The organism is Thermococcus sp. Bubb.Bath (assembly GCF_012027595.1).
Lineage (GTDB): Archaea > Methanobacteriota_B > Thermococci > Thermococcales > Thermococcaceae > Thermococcus.
The window spans coordinates 41920-62986 of record NZ_SNUR01000007.1; the positions used below are offsets into that span (position 1 = coordinate 41920).

A 21067-nucleotide genomic window follows, 5' to 3' on the forward strand; every position below is an offset into this window, starting at 1 on the left:
GATGAGTTCTGTTATCCCACTCTGAAGGGCACCTCCGCTTCCCTTCCATTCTCGATTTCGTGTAACTCTCTCCTGTAAGCCTCGAGGGGTCTATCTTCAACCTTTAGGTAACCGGCGAAGGTCTTCGGTCTCTTCTCAAGCTCGTCGAAGAACCTTGGATAGCGCTTGTCCCTGACTATGTGATGGTCAAGGATTACCTTAGCGTTGGTCTCGCGGATTATCTCGTTGAGGTTTTTGAGACCGGTCTCCCACGAACCAGCGGCCCTCGAGCCGAGGTAGGTCGGCGGCCCACCGGTTATAAGAAGGTCGGGGTTCTTCTCGACTATCCATTCGACGGACTGCCTGTTGAGTAGCTGGATGTCGCTTGCGTGGATTACCCTCATGCTCCCGTCGTCGATGAGAACCATGACTACGAAGCCGAGCTTGCTTCCTTCGCTCCCGTGGGGAACCGCCGGTGAGAACTCAAGTGTAACTCCTCCGAGGTCAAAGCTCCTTCCGTCCGCGAATTCTATCTTCTTGGCTATCGGTTCGGCGTTTTTGAGAAATGCCCACGCCCTCTTTCTCTGGCTGAAGTTTATGTTTTTCCTCGGGTGTTTGATGAGAAGGAGCTTTTCGGCGTAGATTTCCCTTGCGTACTCCTCGCTGGAGCTCTCGTAGAGCCCCTCAAAGAAAGGGGTATGGTGGTCGTAGTGGTAGTGGGAGATGGTAACGATATCGGCCTTTCTTGCGTAGCCCTGGAGCTTCTTCCGCATCTGCTGGAGAGTCCTAAGCTCGATTTCCGCAGGTGAGAGGCCGTATCTCCTGGGACCGAGGGCGACGCCAGGGTCAATGAGTATCTTCACTCCCGAGGCATCCACGAAGGTTGCTAAACTTCTCACACCGAGGCTCTCAGAGGCGAGGGGGATGATGCGCATTTTTGTCACCGGCAAAATATCGCCCTAAACCTTAATAAGCTCTGCTCATTAGTGAGTTGATAATAGCATTTTTGTGCAACTCTTCACATTAACTTTTGAAGTGATATCCCCATAGAGGACACACCATGGAGATTTTTAAGTTCTGATCCCACCTTTCTTAGCATTTACTCTGATGAGGGTCATCCTTTTGATTTTATGTTAAATTGTTATCTCTCCATTAGGCCCTCTAAGAACAGTAGAGTATCCCCCAGACCCCCTCAAAATCAGGTAACTCTCTGAGCTGGTGTCCCAAACTGCTCTTCATGCCCTCTGATAGTGCTCCCTGCGGTTCCGTAGTGAATTTAAATCCGGCTCAACTCCTTTAACTTTGAACTTCTCGGGCAGTACTTCAAGGACCTCCGTGAGATCAATAAAATCTCCCAGTTTCCGGACATCGTAGAGCATCCAGCTTATTGCATAATCCTTTTCAACAGTTGATAGAGGAATCCCAAGATTCGAGCTCAAGGCTTTTAGCTCCTCTCCAATCATTCTATCTCCTCCCAATAATCCTCCGGAACGTTGATCCTAAGCCCCCACTTATAGCTGAAGCGGCCTGCTGGGGGCATGGATGGGTCAAGGAGAGCAAAGCTCTTTCTGTCTTTTTCAGAGAGTTTAACTCTGTCCTCGATCCCCAATCCAAGCTTTTCGCTCAGGAATCCTAAACGCTTCAGAAGGGCCTTGTTATTCATTCTCTCAGCATAGTCCAACAGCTTTTCATAATTCAGTATAGCATTGCTGAGGGACTTAACTACCTCGATTATCCCTCCACAATACTTTGGCTTGTCAAGACAGTCAACAACGGTCTTTTCAGGATCGGTAATGCGCACATCTCTGCGCCCGATGCGGATAGTGTTAACTCCAAAAAACTTTTCCGGACTGATTACTACTACTCTAAATCTCTTACCGTCCAGTGACAATTGCCTTCGATAGCCTCTTTTTATGGGAGTTTGAATGAAGACAGTTTGGGGAATCTGCTCGGTCATTCCGTAGTAGTTCAGGGCCGACCAGTATGCAACTGCCCCGGTGGGTACCAAAATCTGGGCTAGAACGAACTCATGGGGAGAGGGAAATCTTCCAGGCTCTAAAGAGAGGACATAGATGCCCTTGGCAATTCTCTTGAGAATCCCCATCTTGCTTAATGCTCTGAGATAATACTCAAGGAGCTTTGGATCTATACGGAGCTGTTGCTGAGCTTCCTCGATAGTAAAGACATCCCCAAGCTCCAAGAGCTTCTTCATGAGTACGAGGGTATTCATTTTTCTCGCCAAACCCTAAACATATTTAGGGTATCTTGAGAATTTTTGAATATAAAATTTTTGGATAGACCTCATTTCTCCATCAGCTGTTGGTTATATTGCAGTTTTAGTCTTTGTTACAAGTGGAAGTTTCATTGCGGCTTTCCTGTAAACCGGGTCTGTAAAGTAGTATACTCCCGTGTTTTCATCTTTTTCCACAATAAAGAGCCCATCGACTAATATTGTCAATAACCTGCTGAGAGCATCTTCTGAAATCCCAGTCTGGGCCATATCACTCCAAGATGCACCAAACGCTAGAAGTCTGATTACTTCTTTCGCTTTCGGGCTCCTGCCCTCTAAAAGATGCTCTAGTTCTTTTTCTGCCTCTTTAACGGCCTCTTCTATGGTAGTTTTCATTGCAGTTTCATGGTCTCGTTCTATATATCTCTTCACGCCATACAGGTTCAGCCATCCCGGAAGCGTGCCAAGTTGATTAACGGCATCCCTGATCTCCCACTCTTCATAATGCACTTTGAGTTTTTCAAAACCGGTTTTGAGGAATTCTTCTGCGACAGTTTCTTTCCACGGTGCGAGCTTAATACTTATTGGGGGTCTACCAAAAAGGGCATCTTTGTACGTTGATTCAAACAGTTTCCTCACTATTCCGGAATAGGATCCAGTGAAAATCACCAGAAGAGAATGATTTTCATTAAACACAGATCCTAATGCCCTTAAAAAATGGGAGATACCCTGATTGATGCTTTGAATCTCATCGAGAATAAGAACTGTGTCTTTCAACTTAAAAAGTCCATCTGCTAGGGCTCTCCTAGCGGATGCAGTCTTTTTGAGTTTAACGGAGAAACCCATTCCTCCGGCAGAGGCTGAGATTTCAGAAACATATTTTGAGAGTGTGTCCAAAATGGATTTTGGTAATCTTCCCAGGATCTTTTCGGTAGCTTCTCTAAAAGTCTCGGTATCCCTCAGATCAATATGGATAACGTTGTATCCAGTCTCATCAGCAAATGCATTCGCTCCAGCCAATGCCAAGCTTGTTTTTCCAACCATTCTAGGGCCTAAAATTGCCACCCAGCTTCCCGCTTCTAATGCACGTAGAAGCTTCTCAATTTCTTCTTTTCTACCAAACAGTTGCTTTGGAAGTGTTCTTGGTCTTTGGTCAAAGAACAATACTTTCTTCTTTGGCATTGATACCCCCCGAAGTACTTCGGGGGGTATCTATCTAATAAACCTTTCTGTAGATTAATGAAAAGAGAAAAAGCAAAGAGCCAAAAAAATATAACTTAGAATTAAGCATATCACTCCAAACTCATGCTTTTCATGTGTTTGAGCTTTAAGACTTCCTTGAGAGGCCCTAAGACCTCCCCTGCCTTCAAGAGCACTCCGGCACCAAGGAGTATTACGGCGAAGATAGAAACAAAAGCTTATTAATATCCCCTACTTGAAGTAGCTTTATGAGGGGTGGGATGATAAGGGGCCTTTAACCGATGACACCCACTCCTTGGAAAACTCCCCTTTGGCCGAAATAAGGCCGCAGACGGGAGATTTGACCTGCCAACCGATGATGAGTGTCATCCCTGCCGAGCGCGCGATGACGACGTTTTATCCCCACCTGAGGTGGTCGCATGCTGGGATTCCTCCGAAGAAAGAAGGAGAAGCACGGGTCTTTCGTTTACCTGAGCGAGCCCACTTTCCTGTATCACACTAGGACTGAAAAGGCAATCGTTGAGATAATACATGAAAAATTGGGTTCCGAAAACATCCTCGTCCCATCTGATTATGGGTTGAGGAGCACAAGCCATAGGATTCCGGAGGCAGAGTACTTCGTGGCCGTGGCGGTTCTTGGAAAGTTCACCTCGCTGGTTTCCAGAGAGCTCAAAATCGCCGAAGAAAACGGTGTTGAGGTATACACCCTGGAGATAGCGCGGGAAGGAGACGAGCTCGTTTATGTGTTCGCTGAGGGCGTCCCCGAGGGTATAGAACATCTCAGTGATGGGGAGACCATGGCTTTCATGAAGAGTTTCCTGAACGAGGAGTTCAAGGACTTCCTAACCCACGGGTTGCTCGTTGGCAGCCACAAGAGATCTTGGTAGAGGTAGAATCCATCTGTCAAAACCTGTAAAACTTGTAAAAAGTGAAAAAAGTTAAACTAAGAGGCGAAGGCTTTCAGGCTTCGGCCTTTCTCTTTGAGTCGATGTAGTCGCATATAGCTCTAGCAGCCTTCTTTCCGTCCCCCATTGCGAGGATAACCGTAGCCTCGCCTCTTATCGCGTCTCCACCGGCAAAGACGCCCGGAATGCTCGTCATGAGGTTCTCGTCAACTACCAATGTGCCGTTGGGGTTCGTCTTGAGGCTGGGTGTTTCAGTGATTATCCTGTTGGGTTCAAGACCGATGGCTATGATGACCGTCGTGGCCTCAAGCGTGACGTATTCACCCGTCCCGACTATCTTGCGCTTTCCTTTTCTGTCCCTCTCCTCTAATGGCCTCATCCTCTCGAACTTGACGGCTTTGACCCTGCCGTTCTCGTCACCTATGAACTCCACCGGCTGAAGGAAGAACTCGAACTTAACCCCCTCTTCCTCGGCGTGGTGAATCTCCTCGATTCTCGCCGTCATATCCTCCCTTCCCCTGCGGTAGGCTATCGTGACATCGGCGCCAAGCCTCAGGGCCGAACGGGCAGCGTCCATGGCCGTGTTTCCTGCCCCGATGACCACGACCTTTTCTCCCACGTGAATTGGTGTGTCGTACTCGGGGAACTCGTAGGCTTTCATGAGGTTGACCCTTGTGAGGAACTCGTTCGCGGAGTAAATCCTGCCCAGTAAGATTCCAGGTATATTGAGGAGTTTGGGCGTTCCTGCCCCGGTGCCGATGAAGACCGCATCGTATTCCTGAAGGAGGCCCTTGATGGTTACGGTTCTTCCCACAAGATGGTCTGTTTTTATCTCAACGCCGAGACGCCTGAGTTTGTCCAGCTCGTGTTCCAGTATCTCCTTTGGAAGGCGGAACTCCGGGATGCCGTAGGCGAGAACACCTCCCGGTTTGTGCAGCGCCTCGAAAATCGTCACGTGGTATCCCATTTTGGCGAGTTCTCCTGCGCAGGTCAGTCCTGCCGGTCCGGCACCGACTACCGCCACCTTCCCCTTCTTTCCGCTGCACTCCCTCGCGAACTCCTTGAGGAGCTCCTCCTCTATGCCATGCTTCCTGGCGTAATCCGCAACGAAGCGCTCAAGCTTCCCGATGTTAACGGCCGTTCCGACCTTTCCGACGACGCAGGCCCCCTCACACTGGTCCTCCTGAGGGCAGACCCTTCCAGTGATGGCTGGCAGGGTGTTGTCGTTCCAGATTATCCTAAGGGCCTCTTTGATGTCTCCTTCCTTTATCTTGGCTATGAAGGAGGGTATGTTGATGTGGACTGGACAGCCTTTGATACATGGGGCGTACTCCACTGGACACTGGAGACAGCGCTCTGCCTCCTGCTTTGCCAGCTCAAAGGTGTAGCCGAGGTTTACCTCGCCGAAGTCCTTGACCCTTTCCTCCGGCGGCCTCTCTGGGGTGGGAACCCGTTCTTTGATGAGCTTTGGCATTCAAATCACCCCCCTAGCGTGGAGTTCTTCAAGGTAGCGTTCCTTTGCCAGTTGCTCCTGCTCTTTGAAGCGCTCTGCTCTCTTTAACACGTCTTCCCAGTCGACCTTGTGGGCGTCGAACATCGGCCCGTCCCTGCAGGCGAACTTTATCTCGTCCCCGTAGAGGATTCTGCAGGAACCGCACATCCCGGTTCCGTCGACCATTATCTGCCTGACGGTGGTTATGGTCGGAATTCCGTAGGGTCTCGTTAGTTCTGCGAGCTTCGCGAGGGTTCCAAGCTTCCCGCCCGCGAAGATTATGTCCACCTTGTCCTTCTCAATGAGTTCCTTGACTACGTTGAGGTAGTTGCCCTTTATCCCGACACTCCCATCGTCGGTGGTTATGTAGTGCTCATCCGCAACGGGCTTGGCAAGGAACCCTTCCGGGTAGACGTTGGCCTTGTTTTCGAAGCTCTGTATTGAAATCGTGTAGTTTCCGGCCTCTTTCATTGCCTTGAGCGTTGCGTAGTTTTCCGCCTGTCCGCAAACTGCGTCAGACGCAAAGACAACGTTTCCGTAGTTCTTTACCTTGATTGGTTTGCCCAGCGGCCCTAAGAAGCTCCAGAGCTCGTCGCCGACGCCGTATTCGTAGTAGAGCTGAAGGCTTGTCTTCCCGAGCTTTCTTATGAACATGCCGATTCTCCCGTTCTCGGCCTTGTAGACTGACATTGGAATCCTCTCACCCTTCTCATGGAGAATAAAAACCACAAACTGGCCGGGTTTCCAGGCTTCCGCCACGTGGGGCACCTCGACCTCGACAAAATAATCAATCGGACTCAAATCGGTCTTTGCCGTAATCTTATATCCCATGGCGCATCACCATGTGCATGTGAACAATCTTGTTCACTTTAAGTTTGAACTCAAGGTTTATAGGCATTTTTTAAACCAAAGGTTTAGAACCCGTTTCCAGAGAAAATCGGGCAGGAACATGCTCCTTTCGAGGCTGATACGTTCTCCGATTGGTCTTTAGGAAGATTTTTAGGAGATGCTTCCTAACCAAGTAGGGGTGGTTAAGATGGTGAAAATCCCGAAGAGTCACCCCCGCTACTGGAGCCTGTATTACCGAGAGAAAGTAATTGAGGGAATGGAGAAAGGAATGACAGCAAAGGCCGGCCTCATAGCCCATGGGAGGGGCGAGGCCTTCGACTACATTATTGGGGAGAGGACGATAGAACCGGTCGAGAGGGCGATGAGAGCGGCAGTTGCGAAGCTGATCCTCGCGGACCACCCGGTCATCTCAGTCAACGGCAACGTTGCGGCTCTGGTTCCAAAGGAGACCATAGAACTCGCTAAGGCCCTCTGTGCGAAGCTTGAGATTAACCTGTTCTACCGCACGGAGGAGCGCGTTAAAGCTATCGCCGAAGAGCTCAGGAAGTACGACCCGGATATTGAACTCCTTGGGATAAACCCGACGAAGAGGATTCCTGGACTGGAGCACGAACGCGGAAAGGTCGATGAGGAGGGTATATGGAAGGCCGACGTGGTTGTCGTGCCCCTTGAGGACGGCGACAGAACGGAAGCTTTGGTTGCGATGGGCAAGTTCGTGATAACCATCGACCTCAACCCACTCTCAAGGAGCGCCAGAATGGCCGACATAACAATAGTGGACAACATAGTGAGGGCATACCCCAGGATGACCGAGCTCGCGAGGGAGATGAAGGACTACAGCAGGGATGAGCTGTTGAAGATAGTTAAAGAATACGACAACGGGAGAACACTGAGCGACGTTTTGATTTACATGAGGGACAGGCTCACGAGGCTGGCTGAGGAGGGAATATGGAGGAGAAAGGAGCTCAGTCTTTAATCCCCTTCCTTTTTCTCCGCGAGCTTCCTTAGGTTCGTTATGAGCTCACCTTCGTTCTCTGCCTTTGAGATTACAAGGGGTATCTTCTCTTTCTCCGCCAGCTTAACCGCCAGTTCATCGAGCTTCTTGACCCCATGAAGGACGACAACGGCCGGTTTGAGCCCCTGGACGCGCACTGCTATCATAGGGCTCCTCCCGGTACTGACCTTGGTGAAGACCAGAGCCCTCTCCGTTGTCCATCCGTAGAGTTTGAGGAACTCCTCGCTGCTCATCTCCAGGATGGCCTGAATGCTGTCAACGACGGTGTATCCGTATATCTCCTTGTCCAGCATATCCTTGTTGGCCGCTACTTCCCCTTTAACTGCCTCCACGAGGTCCGCTATCTTCACGGGTATCGAGAACTCCCTTATGTCCAGTATCGCAGTGGTCGGTAGCTCCAGCCCCGTTGTCCTGCTGAATGCTTTTATCACGCTGCCTCCACGGCTCTCGTCGATTGCAAGAAGGGCCTCCACGAACTTCTTTATGGTCGTCGCACCGGGGCTTTTCCTTCTTCCGCCCTCGTAGTCGCTGATAACCGAGGACGATACGCCTAAGTGGTCTGCGAGTTCCGTCTGACTTATCCCGAATATCTCGCGCCATTTTCTCATCGTCTTCCCCGGGTCGGAGGAGAGCGTTATCTCCCCTGCAATCCTTCTTGCCAGTACCTCTTTTTCCTTGTCTAGCATATTCGGGGCTATCGCTCAATCATTATAAACCTATCGGCAATCGTGGAAGAAACTTCGCAGGACAAAGTTTGATCAAAGGATGTCCTCTTATGAAAATACTGAACACCAAGCGTGCACTCTTTTTATGTCCTCTAGCGAGGGTTTAATTCTAAGAGCAGTCTTTAAAGAGTTTGTGTTTTGTTCTGACGTCGTAGGACGCCTTGTGAGGGGCAAACACTTTTAGAACGGTAAATGATGAGTAAGTCCTCTTAAAAATTTGAATTTTCAAAAAGGCAGTCTATTTTTCCACCATCCGTTGAGGACGCTTGAACGCTAGTGAAAGCGGCGCTGAAACTTTGCAAGCAAAGTTTCATCAAGGGTTATGGTTCTTATTAAAGGTGCTATTTCTTAGAAGGATTTCTCCTAGAAATTTGCTGCTGGATTGGAATCCCACTTTTTAGCGGGCTTGTTATCTGTGAGTTTGCTTTTTAATCGACGCCCGAAGGGCGTCAGGGAGAGAGAAACTCCTTTAAAAAAGTTAGTGTTCGTGGAATTCTGTATCAGGAGAGCTTTTTAGAATGAAAATCCGCGTAGAAAGGCCATTTGGAAGGAACCACAGACTTTGATCAAACTTTTGCTTGGTAAGCTTTTAGAAAAAGCTTGATCAAAAGTGCGCCCTTCTTTTTTAACTAGCTTGTTGGAGATGCGTATGCTCACTCAGGAGGCAAACTCCACGCGGGTTTACTCTCTAAACTCATTCGCAAATTGTGATTTCCAACGTTCTTTTTAGTGCCATTGGGCACTATGCTGTGAGGAAATCCCGCTAAATCAGCAGGTTGGGGAGTAAACCCGCTTAAAAACTTGCTTGTTAGAATCTCATACTTCTCTTCCGCCAGCGCTTTCGTCAGAAAGGGCTGTTGTGGTGGGCCCGCGGGGCTTCGAACCCCGGACCTCCCGCTTATCAGGCGGGCGCTCTGACCAGGCTGAGCCACGGGCCCGCGAGAAAGGTTTTGGTGCCCCGGCCGGGATTTGAACCCGGGTCGCGGGATCGAGAGTCCCGCATGATTGACCGGGCTACACCACCGGGGCGTGTCCGAAATTAGGGGGTGAGGAGGGTTTAAAAAGTTTTCGGATGCCTGAGCAGCAGAACGGGAAGTGCCGCCGAGTTGGAGAGAATCCACGAGAGCGCCGCTCCCTGGAGGCCAAAGTGCAAGAGGAAGGGATGGGCTGAGAAGAGAAAAACAAGACAGTTCAAGGCGCTTGCAATGGCAACACCCCTTGAGTCCATCGCTATGTTTAACTCCGCCGTTAGAAGTGCCACGAATCCTGCAGGCCCTATTCCGAGGGATGCAAGCTTGACCATGCCACCAGCTGAGGTGTATTTACCTCCAAAGATGGATAGAAGCGTGTTGCCAGCCAGTATCAGAATCGCTGAGGTGATAGCCCAGTAGACCGCGAGCACTCCAGCGGCTTTTACCATGTCCCTTCTCCGGATTTTGCCTTTGCTGCCCTCGCGGAGGAGGATAATGGAGAGCTGGTTTATCGGGACGGTAGTTAAGCTTATGAGCATGAATCCAGCGTAGTAATAAGCCGCCATATCCCTTCCGAGGTCTCTGAGAACGAGGCTCGGCATGAAGTAAAGGGGCAGGTAAGAGGAGATGCTCAGGAGGTAGTTCCCGACCGATATCGGCAGGGCCTCCCTTAGGAACTCCATGCTGAATGCTGGCTTTAAGGCATCCTTTAATTTAATCACTCCATAGACTGCCCCAGTCAGCAAACCAACTCCAAAGGATCCAACTATGCCGCCAAAGCCCTCCCTCGTCAAAAAGGGCAGCGGAATGACCCTGGCGCTGTACACCACGCTCTGCTTGAAGAAAACGTCCGTCTTTCGTAGGGGCACTGCGGCTATGCCGTTCGTGGTGTACACTGCTCCCAAAACCGCCATACTGAGCAGGAGGGCTTTTAGGCTTGTCTTACCAGTTAAAACCCTTCCAGGGTCCATTATGGTATAAACTGCGGTCATGGAGAATGAGGCAATGGTTATTACCAGAACCGTCGTCCCCGTTGCCTTCTTTCCAAACTTGGAATAGAACCTCACTGTTCCAACATTCAGGCCCATCGTTGATAGTGCGAAGATGAGGCTGAGAGCCGAGAGCACCGACGAGGCAACTCCCACCTCCTCGGGAGGATACATCCTGGCCGCCGCCCACCAGAATAGAAACCCTGCGGCGGCCGATACGAACGTTGCCCCGGTTAAATTGGCAGTGGGGCGTATGAGGTCCCTCAGTCCCAACCGCCTGCCCTCCTGAAGACGCCCCTGTCGAGAACGAGATCCCCTTTCATGTACGTGTACCTTATGACTTCCCCCTTGACTTCCTGTGGTAGCTTAAACTCGGTTATTCCAGTTACGTTGTAGGTTTTCTGGAAAACAATCTTTCCTGAGTCGGAATATCCGTAAATCACCAGCTTGTCCCCAGTTGCATTTATGATATGCAGGATCGGCCCGCTATCCCCCCATGTAACCTCCACGTTGGGGTGAATCAGACGGAAGATTTTTACCATTCCTCCGTCGGAGTATACCAACCTGTAATCCTTGGGATATTCGTTCGTGAACATGAGCCTTGCGAATGTCGTGGAGAATGTCTTCTCGTCCATCAGCACGGCGTAGCCGTAGTTCAGGTTGACGTAGAGGTAGGCATTCCCGGCTTTCTTCCCGTACGTGTTCACCATGAACGTCTCGTTTCCCTTTTCCACCCATGTCTCTTCCGGCACAAAGCTAACCCCGCCGGCGCGTACGAGGACGTTCCAGGTCGCATTCTTATTGTTTACCTCAACTACCGCACTGTACCCACCCCAGGAGAACACGATTGTCCGTCCAGATGCCTGAACCGGTGCCATTATTATGAGGACGTAGCCACTTCCATGATACCCCGCCGTTGACAGCAGGGAGTCCCATTTAAGCATGGTATCGTACGAGACAGTTACATAGTCCACCCCGTAGTCGAGGAGGGTTTCCTTGGGCACCTCCCCAAGGTAGAACTTTGCGGTTAGCTCACTTGGCGTTCCCTGTGCGACAGGAGCTCTGTGGGCGAAATAGGTGACCCAGTCTCCATGGTCCCACCACGTCATCACGACGTCATTGTCGTACGAATGATCCCTTAAGTAGGTCAGCGCCTTCTCCCAGTGGTCGTTCGCTATGGGGCTTAAGTGGGAGGTTGTATTGATGCTCTGATATGCTAGTCCTATTGTGAGAAGTCCTATAACGACCAGTGCGGCAGTTTTTCTTTCGTTCTTAAGAAATTCGAGGGTTTCGGACGCTCCTATTCCAGCGGCCATGGCAATCCCGAGGGATCCGATGAAAAGGAACCTGTTCCAGTAGAATATCATTGCCGTAAGCGGCAGGACAACACTCAAACTGACAGCGTTCTCAACCCTTCTTTTCCTGAATGCCAGGGTGTAAAGCGGAGCCAGGAATAGCAGTGTGTAGTATGCAGTCTTAAGATCCTCCCAGCCGGGCCTGTTCATCTCTGCGGTTGCCGTCGACGTTCCAGAGGGAGAGAGGCCAACGGAGAGGGTATTTAAAATTGAACCGTACCTCCATATAGTCACTATTAAGGCCAGGGCTGTGAGCACTCCAAGGCCCCAGGCTATTACCCTCCTCTTCTCCTGTGGAAGTCTAACCGCCCAGCGAACCGCCAGGATTATCAGCAAGGTTCCTGGGAGGAGAAGTAGGAGATGAAGCGCCAGGTACGCATCATTCAGTGGGCCGGGGGGTATTCCCGTCAGCTTTATGACCTGTTCTCCCTGCCAGTTCTCACTCCAGAGCATTCCGAACCCCGCTATCCTTCCGAGAAGAGACGCCAGAATGGCTCCCAGTCCTGTAGAGAGTGCCATCATCGCTGCGTCGTAGGTTCTGTTCTCCCCTATTAATGAATAGGCGGCGACGAAGAGTGCCGTTAGGAGAGGAAGGGCGAGCACGATGTAGTACGCGCTCCAGAACATGGAGGACAACCCCGCGGCCGTTCCGGCAAGGAGATAAAACTCCAGCTTCTTTTTCTTTTCCCTTTCAGATTTCAGCGCGTATGCAAAGAGGAGGAACACTACCGAGTACCAGAAGAGGGCGTAGTTATCGCCGCGGTAGTAGTTGGACATGGAGCGGAAGATATGTCCGAATGATAGGGTAAGAAAGAGGGAGGTCCAGGCTGCGGCTTTCCAGCCGTAGAGTCTCTTAACTCCATAGTAAACCGCGACCACGGTAAGGGCCCCAAAAATTGGTGGGGTGAGCTTGAAGGCCCCGTAAACCGAGGTTCCAAACGGTTTTAGAATGCGATAAACAATGTACGGGGTGGCCCACATTCCCTTTGGATGAAAGTGATCCATGAGGATTCCCCTTGGCCCGAGGGCGTAGGTAAAGTAGTTCACCCAGCCGTGGGAGCTTACGTACTCCAGATAGGCCAGATGAAAGTAGGGGTCATAGCCTATGGGATATTTCAGGCGGTAGGGTATCAACCTTATGATAAACGCTATTAGTGCTATTACCCAGGCGGCGTTCTTCTTAAAGATCATTAAAAGAGCTCGTGTATTTCCGTTCTGCTCATCGGTGCTTTCTCTGCTCCCTTTCTTTTCTTCTGTCCTGACCCTTTTCCGCCCTTTCCTCGTCATGGTTCCACCGGAGGGTATGCGGTGGATTCCGTTAAAACGTTTGTGAGCCTTTGCCCCATCCAAAAACTTAATTTACATGGAGGGTTTATGTAGTACTATGGCAGTACCCACCTTGGTCTGCCTGTAGTTTGGTTGAACTATCGGAGGTGATCCCTTGGCTGGCAAGACCAAAGTCTGGCTCGCGATCCTAACGGTCCTGGTTATACTCCTCCTGCTCGTTGATATCGGGGCGGTCTTTGCCGCCATGAAGTTCCGCGGAATGGCCGCTTCGGCAGTTGATGACGCCATCCAGTCCCTCCAGAAGACGAAAACTGAGACGTTCCAGGTCAAGGTGCCCATCCACAGGACGGTTAAGGTGCCGATTAACACCACGGTCAAGGTGCACATATCCAAGACCTTTGACGTTCACATCAACAAAACGGTGGAAGTCGACGTTAACAGGACGTTCACCACGAACATAAGCGACACCGTTGACGTACCGGTAAATCAGAATGTGAGCTTCAACGTCCCGATAGACCAGGTCGTGGACGTTCCGATAAACACGACCGTCAGGGTTCACGTCGTTCAGACCGTCAACACCACCGCCTACAACAGGGAGCACAACCTAACCCTAAACGTCACTATTCCTATTGATACCTGGGTTGACACTCCGGTCACGACAACGGCCAGGACGAGGGTCAAGACTACCGTTCCAGTCACAACTGTAATCAACACTACGGCTACTGTTCCGATTAACACGACAGTCGATGTGCCGTTCCACGATACTCTTGAAGTCCCCGTGGACACCGTCGTGAAGGTTCCATTTAATGACACTATAGAAGTACCCATAAACGAAGAGCTTGAAGTACCGATAGACATGGAGTTCACGATGAACCTTACCGCCAGTGACCTGGGTCTCGACTCTATGGTCAACCAGGCCATTGAGATGCTCAACCAGATCAAGTCCAGCCTCGGCTGAGCTTTCCTTCTTTCTTTGCGTTAACCCTAAAAACACCCCTCCCTATTCTCACCGGTGTGTCCCGTGGATGTCTCGGTAGTGCTGCCAACTATGAACGAGGAAAGGGCCATTCGAGTTGTTCTACCCAGGATAGATGAAGTTTTGAATAGAACGGGGCTGGAATACGAGATAATAGTCGTGGATAAGAGCAGTGATAGAACCCCCGAGATAGCGAGGGAGCTTGGGGCCGTCGTCGTGAGACAGGAAGGAAAGGGCTACGGCGATGCATATCTAACTGGCTTCAGGCACGCCAAGGGAAAATACGTTCTCATGATGGACCTGGACGGGAGCTACGACCCTGAGGACATCCCTGCCCTATTACAGCCCCTCCTCCGCGGCGAGGCCGATATGGTCATGGGCTCACGCCTTAAGGGGGAGATTGACCGGGGGGCCATGCCCTGGCTTCACAGGAGGATTGGGAACCCCTTCCTGACCCGCGTTCTTAACCTCTTCTTCCACGTTGGGGTCTCGGATGCCCACTGCGGTATGCGGGCCATCAGGAGGGATGCATTGAAGAGGCTTCCCTTAAGGTGTAGGGGGATGGAGTTCGCGAGTGAGATGGTGATAGAGGCCGCCAAACATGGCCTCAGGATAGTTGAGGTGCCCATTCACTATCACAGGAGGATTGGAGAGTCCAAGCTCAGCTCCTTCCGGGACGGATGGAGGCACCTCCGCTTCATGCTCCTCTATTCACCCACTCACCTTTTCCTTCTTCCAGGTTCTATTATCGCCCTGCTGGGCCTTTTCGTGCTTTTGTACACCTACTTCTTCCAGCCCATAAGGTTGCACACGATGATACTGGGGGCCCTGATGCTGATAACCGGCTCCCAGGTTATAGGGTTTGGAATCTCCGCCAAGGTATACGCCGTTAAGGAGGGGTTCCAGAAACCTGACAGGACGACGGAGTTCTTCATGCGCTATTCCATCCTGGAGGAGGGCCTGGTGGTAGGGGGCCTCCTCTTGCTTCTGGGCATAATACTGGGTATCAGACTCTTTCTCCAGTGGAGGAGCGCAGGCTACGGGGCCCTGTACCATATACAGGAGGCAATCCTGATACTTACCCTGGTTACACTTGGCCTTCAGCTCGTCTTCTTTTCCTTCTTCATTAGTATATATATGGTGAAGGAGGGTTAGCCATGCGCGTCCTCATGCTCGCCCCCTATTTTCCTCCGGAGGGGGGAGGACTTGAGAGGTACGCCCTTTCCATGGCGAGGGAGCTGGGTGGTGAGCATGAGGTTCGCGTTCTTGCTATGAGCCGGAAGCGTTCCGGTGTTGAAACTCTCTCACGGGTGATACAGGTTGAACGTATTAAGGCTGGGTTTGTCCTATCGAATACTCCCCTGAGCGTTCGCTTCCTTCTCAAGGCTCTTTCAATAGCCCGCTCCTGGAGGCCTGAGCTCATAGTGGCCCACACCCCTGTGCCATACGCTGCCGACGTTGCCGCTTTGGTCTCACGCCTCTTTAACATCCCACTGGTGATTGTTTACCACACTGTTGGCCTTGAAAAGGGCTCTCTCCTCGACGTATTAGCTAAGTTGTATTCCAGGACTCTTGAGCGCTTTACCCTCTCCTCGGCGTCTCTCTTGGTCTCCGTCTCTTCCTCCGTCAGGGACTACCTCCTCCACCGCGGGTTTTTCTCAGAGGTAATCTTCCCCACTGTAGATGAGGAACCGGTTAGATTGGCACACTCTTCATCGGATAATGTCTGTGCGAACAAGGAGAAGGCGATCCTCTTCGTGGGGGAGCTTTCATCCTTCCATTCCTTCAAGAACTTTGACCTCCTTCTCGATGCTTTCTCTTTTTTATCTCATAAACATCCTGAATGGGAGCTCTGGATCGTGGGAGGGGGGAACCTCCTGGAACACTACATTAGGCTCTCGCGCGGCAGGGGTTTGGATAGGAGGGTGAAGTTCTTTGGGAGGATTGATTCCCTGGAGAAGCTCGCAGAGATTTATAGAAAGGCTTCCGTTATTGTGCTTCCGTCATCGTTTGAGTCCTTTGGAATGGCTGTTCTTGAGGGGGCCCTGTTTGGGGATGTTCCGGTGGTTTCCGACGTTGTGGCCAGGAACTTCCGCGGACATCCGCTGGGAACGTCTAAATCTCTCTATGTAATACGACAAAAGACGGAACTCCCCTCGATGTTAAACGAGCTCCTCTCGAGCCCGAAAGCTTTAAAAAAAGGATGTTTATCCTTACGGCAGGTCAAAAAAGCCAAAAAAGGCTTTGTTCGCATGGGATTTGCTGGACTCCTTTCACGCGCCGACCTTCTGGAAAAATTTTGAAGATAATGGACGTTTTTTCGGGAAATTCAATCACATACCTTCGATTATTAAATAATGCTCGATAATGCTGCGAAAGGTTTATATTTATCTGGTTGCCTATATGGTATTGGCCTTCCATGAGGCCGGCCTCAAAGTGTGGCAAAAAAGGAAGGTAGGTGAAGTAGTATGAATAAGCGCAGGAAAGCGCAAGTTTTTAGCCTGATGCTGGCACTTTTGATGCTGGCATCAGTTGTCCCAGGAACATTCCTCAAACCAGTAGCTGCTGCAGGTTACATCACTGGAGTTAGCGCTGAGACAAACTACGGAGATTCAGTTCTCTTCAATGGCTTCAATTACTACGTCAACATAACAGTAAACGCGAGTCAGAACACCTTTGCTAACATAACCCTTTACTACATTTACAACGACGGTCACAACGAGACAGTCTACAACAACATCAAGCCAATATACTCTGGAAGCAACACTATCATCATAAACTCCACTTCGGATATTCCCTCTCAGTACAGCAAGATACCTCAGGACGTGAGTGCTGTAAAGCTCATTGTCTATGAAGCAGAGTGGGATTCCTCCATAAGCAACTATGTGAACGTGGGCCCCGCCAATCCGTTCAACTTCAACGTTAAGTTCCCGTTCACCGTAACTTACCAGATAAGTACCCAGTCCAACTGGACCGCTGGCTACATAAATGGAAGCAACACCTATTACGACCAGCCAATGCAGGGCTTCCCGTTTGACATAAACGTCACCATACAGTACAACAGCACCCTAGTGAACTCCTCTGACATAACTCTCCCTGACCCGAGCAACCTCTCCGTTGTCCTTCAGAACCAGAGCCCTGTTGAATGGGATTTCACAGGAACAGCCATCAACCTCGGCAACGGGAACGTCCAGCTCCCGTTTGACAGTGCGGACTCAAACACCTCCGCAGGAGAGTACGTGTTCACTGGTAATGGCTTGGTTGCACTTCATCTGTTGGATTATTGGAACAGGAGCAACATAACGGAGAAGGTAATCGTCACAGACAACCAGAACAGCCTCGTCAACAGCAAGCACGAGTTCCACATCTGGCAAATTTTCGTCAACTTGACGAACGTTACCTACACCAACGACAACCTCGGCCATCTCTACAAGAACATCCCGTTCAACCTCACAGCCGCCGCTCAGGTCTACGTCAACATAAGCGGAACTCCCTACAAGTTCACATCGCCAGATACCGTGTACTTCCACCAGTTCTACATCGTGGACGGCAACGGACACGTTCTCGGTCAGTACGGATATTCAAGTGCAGTTCTCAACAGCACCGGCGGCATCCAGCACACCTTCACGAACCTCGTCACGGACGCTGACTACGTCAACGTGACCACCTGGAAGGATTCATCCTGGCACTACACCCAGCTCTATGATTCTCTCACAGGTAGTAGTCCAGGATACTGGCCTAACTACCCCCCTGATGTCGTTCAGGTACCGGTCCAGTCCTGGAACATAACCATAACCCCAACCATAACCTGCGCCGGGCACGCGTGCACGAACTTTGCCGTCGGCGTCAACCAGACCCTCAACATCAGCGTCCACTACCCGATAGAGCCCTACTACGTCAACTCAACAGCGAACTACAGCATCCTCCTCAACGGTGTTGAGAAGTACCACGGAAACATGACCATCACCAACAACACCGGTAGCGTCGCCATCCCGGTCAACTTCAACGAAACCGGAACCGTCGTCATAAAGGTCTGGGACAACACGTACCACCCCGAACCCAGCATAAGTACTGCCCTTAACGTCTCGGACTGGGTCATTGGCAGAAGTTATCAGGTCATCGAGTACCCAGACGCATACAACATAGTCAAGAACAAGTTCTACCTCGGCGTCCCCGCTAACCTGAGCATGACAATCGGCTACACCGAGCCCTGTCCGGTCAACTCGACCCTCAGTGTAACCCTGACCGCCCCGGACGGAACGGTTTACGGACCGTACGAGTTCCCGGTTAGCAATGCCAACAGCACCTCGTTCACCCTCCCGGAGACCTTCAACTTCACAGAGGCGGGCTACGTTACAGTCAACGTCACCGACGAAGCGAGCGGAAAGAAGACCAGCCTCCCGATCCCGGTTCAGGACTGGAACATACAGGGCAACTACACGGTTCTCCACTACGGTACTTACCCCGACAGGGTGTTCTACATTGGAATTCCGGCCAACCTCAACCTCACCGCGGTCTTCACGGAACTTAGAGACGAGGGCATACCGCTTAACTCGACCCTACACGTCACGGTCTACGGCCCAGACATGAGTGTTGCCTACACCGGTAACCTTCCTGTGGTCAACGACTCCGGAAGCATTGTCACTCCGACCCTCCAGTTCAACCAGATAGGAGAAGTTACAGTCGTGTTCAACGACACCACCTACAACAAGACCTACACCCTTACCATCCCGGTCAGGGACTGGGGCATCTACGTTGACACCACGCCGGATGAGCTCGTCGTTGGAAACTCAACACCGCTCACCGTTAACATCCGCGAGAGCCTCTACTTCATGGGTACAAAGGACGTTAACGTCACCCTCTACCTGCCGGACGAAACCGAGAAGAGCAGGATAGTTACCCTCCAGGGAAGCAACAACTACGCTGCCAACGGCGGCTACTATGGCGTTATGACCTTCACCAACGTTACCCCCACAGCTCCTGGCATTGCAAGGCTCGTCGTCACCGACATCTCATCAGGCAAGACAGCCGTCAAGCTCATTCCGGTCTACCCGGCCAGAGGCAGGATCTACCTTGAGACGACGGTTAACCCGGCTCAGGTTTACCAGTACATGTCAGCCACCGCAACCCTCAAGATCATGAACTACACCGGCCCGGCTCCGGCTACCCTCAACGTGACCGTTTACTACCCGTATCCGAACAGCACTGAGTACTTCCAGACCCAGGTTACGTACACTGGCAATGTTCCAGTCGTTACGGTTCCGATACCCACAGGCCAGCTCGGCAACGTTACCATTGAGGTCATGGACGAGGACGGCAACTACATGGGTATCGCCAAGATACCCGTAAACGAGTGGCAGGTCAACTTCAACTGGAACGTTCCAACGGTTTACAAGTGGGTGGCCAGCAGTGGAAGCGTGAGCATCAGCACCGTTCCGGAGGAGCCCGTTACTGTGGTCCTCAAGAACGGTACTGACACCATCTACAACGGTTCCAACCTCGAAGTGCCGTTCAACATCCCGGCCGCAGACTCACCGGTAACTTACACCGCAGAAGTTTACTACAACGGCCACCTTGTCGGAAGCGACAGCTACACCGTAACCCCGGAGGACTGGGGCGCCAGCCTTAGCCTCGTTGACAGCGAAGTTTACCAGTACATTGGCGGCGACGTTACTATCGGCGTGCACGTTACCGGGCCGAGTGTCCCAGTTGTCGTCAACTTCACGGGCGATGCTTACACGAACGGTGAGACCTTCACATACCATGTTGGACCGGGAGTCACTGAAATACCGTACGAGCTCACTTACAACGGCCACGTTGTTGGAACTGGAGTTATAGACGTCCCGGTACAGTCATGGAGTGTTAGCATAACTCCGTCACGGACTTGGGCTTACAAGTACGTGCCGACTGAGATCAGCTTCACGGTTACACCGAACGTGACTGCCGTTAACCCGCACGACCTTGTTGTCAAGGTTGACGGTGTTGAGACAAGCATCATCAACGTTGCACTTACTGGTGACGAGACTCACACTGTGGAAGTCTACTACAACGGTCACCTCATCAAGAGCGAGAACATCACCATCCACGCAGTAGAATGGAGTGCTGAGCTTGAGTACACTCTCAACCCGAACGTTGCTTACGTTGACGTTCCAACGACTCTAACTGCTGAAGCTCAGCCAGGGGCCCCGGTTGATGTCAACGTCAGCATTATCCAGGGTGGTGCTGTCATTGGAAGTGGCCTTAACGAAGCCACTGCAAGTGTTGACACTTCAAGCGCCGGAATGCTCACTTACACTCTTAGAGCTATCTACGATGGTCATGTAGTTGGCGAGAGGAACATCACCGTACCCGTCAACGACTGGAGCATGTTCGTTGACACCTACCCAGAGGAGCTCAGGCAGGATGAGACCGTTAACTTCACTGTCCACGTGACGGACAGCAGGTACTTCAGCGCTCCTGTGAACGTCAAGTTAATTCTACCGTCAGGCGTTGAACTTACTCAGAATGGTTCACTCAGTGCTGGTGAGGGTACTGTAGTCTTCACCGACGTTACTCCGAGCAGGCCTGGCATTGCGTGGGTGATTGTTACTGACGAGCTCAGTGGAAAAACGTTTAAGGCTCCGGTTAAGGTCAATGCAGCTATAATCCCAGGAAACAAGTGGATTGCAGTTACTGCTGCTCCTGCCAGTGAGCCCGTGTACGCTTACCTGAACAACAGTCTCAGGATCGACGTTCAGTACATGTACAGCGATGGCATAGCTACTTACAAGGACACTGACGACCACGTTGTCAACATTACAATAATTGGTGCTGACGGTAATGAGCACTTCCTCCAGCTTCCAGTTGACAATGGCTTCGTTGAGATTCCGAAGTATGAGATACCGGTCAACGGCACTGGTGACATCGCCATCAGCGTTGTTGATGCTTACAACTCCAGCATAACGGGCGGTGCAGTGGTCAAGGTTACCAGCTGGGATGTTTCGTTCGACTTTGCTACGAATGGTACTGTGTACAAGTACGTTGACAACATGCTCTATGTTACCGTGCATGTTAACGGTCCGAGCGTGCCAGTGAACGTTAGCATTAACGGAAAC

14 protein-coding genes, 2 tRNA genes and 1 pseudogene are annotated in these 21067 nt (G+C 51.2%); 6 read left to right on the forward strand and 11 right to left on the reverse strand.

Annotated features, from left to right (window positions below; all coding sequences use genetic code 11):
* Positions 1-11: 11 nt before the first annotated feature.
* The 4 genes from E3E29_RS11050 to E3E29_RS11065 form a co-directional block, all read right to left on the reverse strand.
* Positions 12-914 carry an MBL fold metallo-hydrolase gene (locus tag E3E29_RS11050; RefSeq protein WP_167911070.1) on the reverse strand — a complete coding sequence of 301 codons (903 nt, stop codon included), beginning with the start codon at positions 912-914 and terminating at the stop codon, positions 12-14.
* A gap of 300 nt (positions 915-1214) precedes the next feature.
* The gene (locus tag E3E29_RS11055; protein ID WP_167911051.1) at positions 1215-1442 is read right to left on the reverse strand and encodes a hypothetical protein; all 228 of its coding nucleotides are present in this window, start codon (positions 1440-1442) and stop codon (positions 1215-1217) included.
* Entirely contained in the window at positions 1439-2221 is a 783-nt protein-coding gene (locus E3E29_RS11060) for a type IV toxin-antitoxin system AbiEi family antitoxin (RefSeq protein ID WP_240922864.1), read from the reverse strand. The genes E3E29_RS11055 and E3E29_RS11060 overlap by 4 nt, the downstream gene beginning before the upstream one ends.
* Before the next feature lie 81 nt (positions 2222-2302).
* A complete protein-coding gene (locus E3E29_RS11065) occupies positions 2303-3391 on the reverse strand; it encodes an ATP-binding protein (RefSeq protein ID WP_167911052.1) in 1089 nt (362 codons plus the stop codon).
* 437 nt (positions 3392-3828) lie between these two features.
* Here E3E29_RS11065 and E3E29_RS11070 point away from each other — a divergent pair, with 437 nt between their 5' ends.
* The gene (locus tag E3E29_RS11070; protein ID WP_167911053.1) at positions 3829-4296 is read left to right on the forward strand and encodes a hypothetical protein; all 468 of its coding nucleotides are present in this window, start codon (positions 3829-3831) and stop codon (positions 4294-4296) included.
* 73 nt (positions 4297-4369) lie between these two features.
* Here E3E29_RS11070 and gltA read toward each other — a convergent pair whose 3' ends face one another.
* On the reverse strand, positions 4370-5788 hold the full coding sequence (gene gltA, locus E3E29_RS11075; protein WP_167911054.1) for an NADPH-dependent glutamate synthase: 1419 nt from the start codon (positions 5786-5788) through the stop codon (positions 4370-4372).
* On the reverse strand, positions 5789-6637 hold the full coding sequence (locus tag E3E29_RS11080) for a sulfide/dihydroorotate dehydrogenase-like FAD/NAD-binding protein (protein WP_167911055.1): 849 nt from the start codon (positions 6635-6637) through the stop codon (positions 5789-5791).
* Positions 6638-6842: 205 nt separating this feature from the next.
* Here E3E29_RS11080 and E3E29_RS11085 point away from each other — a divergent pair, with 205 nt between their 5' ends.
* Positions 6843-7631 (forward strand): 4-phosphopantoate--beta-alanine ligase, encoded by a 789-nt coding sequence (locus E3E29_RS11085; RefSeq protein WP_167911072.1) that lies wholly within the window; start codon positions 6843-6845, stop codon positions 7629-7631.
* Here E3E29_RS11085 and E3E29_RS11090 read toward each other — a convergent pair.
* The 5 genes from E3E29_RS11090 to E3E29_RS11110 form a co-directional block, all read right to left on the reverse strand.
* Positions 7628-8356, reverse strand: a complete 729-nt coding sequence (locus E3E29_RS11090) for a helix-turn-helix domain-containing protein (RefSeq protein WP_167911056.1) — start codon at positions 8354-8356, stop codon at positions 7628-7630. The two genes, E3E29_RS11085 and E3E29_RS11090, sit on opposite strands and share 4 nt — an antisense overlap.
* An 899-nt stretch (positions 8357-9255) precedes the next feature.
* Positions 9256-9333: transfer RNA gene (locus E3E29_RS11095), tRNA-Ile, on the reverse strand.
* Between the two features lie 13 nt (positions 9334-9346).
* Positions 9347-9424: transfer RNA gene (locus tag E3E29_RS11100), tRNA-Glu, on the reverse strand.
* A 28-nt stretch (positions 9425-9452) separates the two neighbouring features.
* Positions 9453-10628: a lipopolysaccharide biosynthesis protein gene (locus tag E3E29_RS11105; protein ID WP_167911057.1), complete on the reverse strand. Its 1176-nt coding sequence runs from the start codon at positions 10626-10628 to the stop codon at positions 9453-9455.
* Entirely contained in the window at positions 10619-12997 is a 2379-nt protein-coding gene (locus E3E29_RS11110; protein WP_167911058.1) for an STT3 domain-containing protein, read from the reverse strand. Before E3E29_RS11110 ends, E3E29_RS11105 begins: the two co-directional genes overlap by 10 nt.
* Positions 12998-13151: 154 nt before the next feature.
* Between E3E29_RS11110 and E3E29_RS11115 the strand changes: the two genes are divergently transcribed.
* From E3E29_RS11115 to E3E29_RS11130, 4 genes and pseudogenes are all read left to right on the forward strand, one after another.
* Positions 13152-13955: a hypothetical protein gene (locus tag E3E29_RS11115; RefSeq protein ID WP_167911059.1), complete on the forward strand. Its 804-nt coding sequence runs from the start codon at positions 13152-13154 to the stop codon at positions 13953-13955.
* Positions 13956-14018: 63 nt separating this feature from the next.
* Positions 14019-15128 carry a glycosyltransferase gene (locus E3E29_RS11120; protein ID WP_167911073.1) on the forward strand — a complete coding sequence of 370 codons (1110 nt, stop codon included), beginning with the start codon at positions 14019-14021 and terminating at the stop codon, positions 15126-15128.
* 2 nt (positions 15129-15130) lie between these two features.
* Complete coding sequence (locus tag E3E29_RS11125) at positions 15131-16276, forward strand: glycosyltransferase family 4 protein (protein ID WP_167911060.1); 1146 nt, start codon at positions 15131-15133, stop codon at positions 16274-16276.
* A 165-nt stretch (positions 16277-16441) separates the two neighbouring features.
* Positions 16442-21067 (forward strand): annotated as a pseudogene (locus tag E3E29_RS11130) (hypothetical protein); the annotation flags it as partial.